This is a genomic window from Companilactobacillus halodurans (genome assembly GCF_009600985.1).
GTDB lineage: Bacteria > Bacillota > Bacilli > Lactobacillales > Lactobacillaceae > Companilactobacillus > Companilactobacillus halodurans.
The window spans coordinates 1-2,238 of record NZ_VDFP01000071.1 but is presented as its reverse complement, the minus strand read 5'-3'; the positions used below and the strand labels follow the sequence as shown (position 1 = coordinate 2,238).

At 37.4% G+C, this 2,238-nt stretch carries 3 protein-coding genes; 1 reads left to right on the top strand and 2 read right to left on the bottom strand.

Annotation, left to right across the window (positions count from 1 at the left end; genetic code table 11):
* A partial coding sequence (locus FHL06_RS12445) for an MIP/aquaporin family protein (protein WP_153386892.1) occupies nucleotides 1-490 on the bottom strand: 490 nt, incomplete at its 3' end.
* A gap of 389 nt (nucleotides 491-879) precedes the next feature.
* Between FHL06_RS12445 and FHL06_RS12440 the strand changes: the two genes are divergently transcribed.
* Nucleotides 880-1,704: an enoyl-CoA hydratase-related protein gene (locus tag FHL06_RS12440; RefSeq protein WP_238334042.1), complete on the top strand. Its 825-nt coding sequence runs from the start codon at nucleotides 880-882 to the stop codon at nucleotides 1,702-1,704.
* A 232-nt stretch (nucleotides 1,705-1,936) separates the two neighbouring features.
* Here FHL06_RS12440 and FHL06_RS12435 read toward each other — a convergent pair.
* Nucleotides 1,937-2,238, bottom strand: a 302-nt coding sequence (locus tag FHL06_RS12435; protein ID WP_192917986.1) for an aldo/keto reductase, incomplete at its 5' end; no start/stop codon positions are given.

Genomic DNA, 2,238 nt, shown 5'->3' with positions numbered 1-2,238 from the left:
GATATAATCCCATTGCTACAAATGTCAAAATTGCTGTACCAATTGCTTCAGTCCAAAAACCGTTCATCGTACTACCGGCTGTATCACCAGTTGAGAAGGTTGCAAAGATTGCTCCTTCGTCTTTAGTACGTTTGTAGTATGGCCAATAGATTACTAACACTAGTAATTGACCTACCATAGCACCTAAAAATTGAAAGACAAGATAAGGTGTCACTTTTGCCCAAGGAAAGATTCCGGCTGCTGCTTGTGCGATAGTAATCGCTGGATTCAAATGGTTACCAGAGATTGACCCAAACATCATAGCAGGAATCATAACACCTAAGCCGTATCCGACGGCGATAAAAATCCAACCACCATTGGCTTGGCCGTTTTCCCCATTACCGGTCGTGTCTTTAAGAAATGAGTTTGCTACTGCACCATTTCCGAATAATACCAAAATCATTGTTCCAAAAAACTCAGCTGCGAAGCGTGCATCCCAAGTTCCGCTCATTGTTAAATACCCCCAAAAGTTTTTTACCAAGTCAAAATATAGATCATAACTTTGACCTTTTAACGAATCATCTCCGAAGTAATCAACTTGGCAAACTGAACTATAACGGAGAAATTTCACCGCGTAAATATTGATATTTATTCATGGTTCTAATAACTATATGTTATAGATCGTCTAATTTGCCGATATGATAGCGTTTACATTGTCTGGTAAAGACTATTTTTCACAAACTTTTGGGGTAGAAAAAATTTTTCAGAAATTCAAAAAGCCGTGTTTTCGGGCTTCATAATTTCAAAATTCTAGTTCAAAATTTGCATTTTTAAAAATTATCTTTAGTATTGGTCTCGAAAGTACTTGCTGGTAACTAACTTTGAAGGGATGTTACTAACATGACAGAATCAACAAGCTTAAAAGAATTAACAGGTATGAAAGATTTCGAAAACGTATTACTAGACGTTAACGATGGAATTGCTACATTAACAATCAACCGTCCAAAATCACTAAACGCTCTTAACTCAGCTACATTGGTTGATATTGGTGATGCTCTTGATGTTGTTAAGAAGAATGAAGATGCTATTAAAGTATTGATCGTTACAGGTTCAGGCGATAGATCATTCGTTGCTGGCGCAGATATTTCTCAAATGAGAGATATGAATCCTATCGAAGCCGCTGAACTTTCAAAACTAGCACATAATTCATTCGGCAAGATTGAAAACTTGAAACAATTTACAATTGCTGCTGTTAATGGATACTGTTTAGGTGGTGGACTTGAATTAGCTTCATCATGTGACATGCGTATCGTTTCTAATAAAGCCAAGTTTGGTCAACCTGAAGTAACACTTGGAATTGTTCCTGGATTTGGTGGTACACAACGTCTAACACGTCTTGTTGGTCGTGGTAAAGCCAAGGAAATGATTGCTACTGGTACAATGATTGATGCTGACGAAGCTTACCGTGTAGGCGTTGCTGATGAAATTGCTGCACCTGAAGAATTGATCAGCAAAGCTACAGAAATTGCTAAGACAATCATGAAGAATGGTTTGATTGCCGTTGGTATGGCCAAGTACGTTATCGACCGTGCCGCTGATTTACCATTGGATACAGCTATCGACTTCGAAACACAAATGTGGGCACAAACATTTGCTACAGAAGACCAAACTGAAGGTATGACAGCATTCCTAGAAAAACGCCATGCTAAGTTCACTGGTAAATAACCTTCACACCATATAATAAAAAACAGTGACACAAAACATGTTTAGCTTTCGAGCATTAAATGGCTTTGGTAATCTTTTAGATTGCCAAGGCTATTTTTGTTACCCCGAATTCATCGTTGACAAGGACATAAAAACAATAGAAGTCTCCTTACGAATCTATGCGAAAAATAACTTCACATAAACTCATAAGGAGATTATTTAATTTCATAAAATAAAAAGTAGTTCAGCAATCCTATGGCAAATCATTACCTGCTGCAAAGTAAACGTCATACCATTCTTGTTTAGTTAACTCAACATCTGAACCAGCAGCACTATCTTTAATGTGATCTGGATTCATTGTTCCGATAATAACTTGAATTTCAGCTGGGTGTCTCAAGATCCAAGCTGTTGCAATGGCATTCTTACTTACACCATATTTATCAGCTAGTTCTTGTAACTTCTTATTCAATTCTGGAAATTTATCACTACCAATAAATGTTCCTTCAAACATACCATATTGGAATGGTGACCAAGCCTGAATCGTCGTACCCATAC

What these genes read in the sequence shown, in the direction of transcription:
- FHL06_RS12440 (WP_238334042.1), top strand. Translation starts at nt 880, where the DNA reads ATGACAGAATCAACAAGCTTAAAAGAATTAACAGGTATGAAAGATTTC.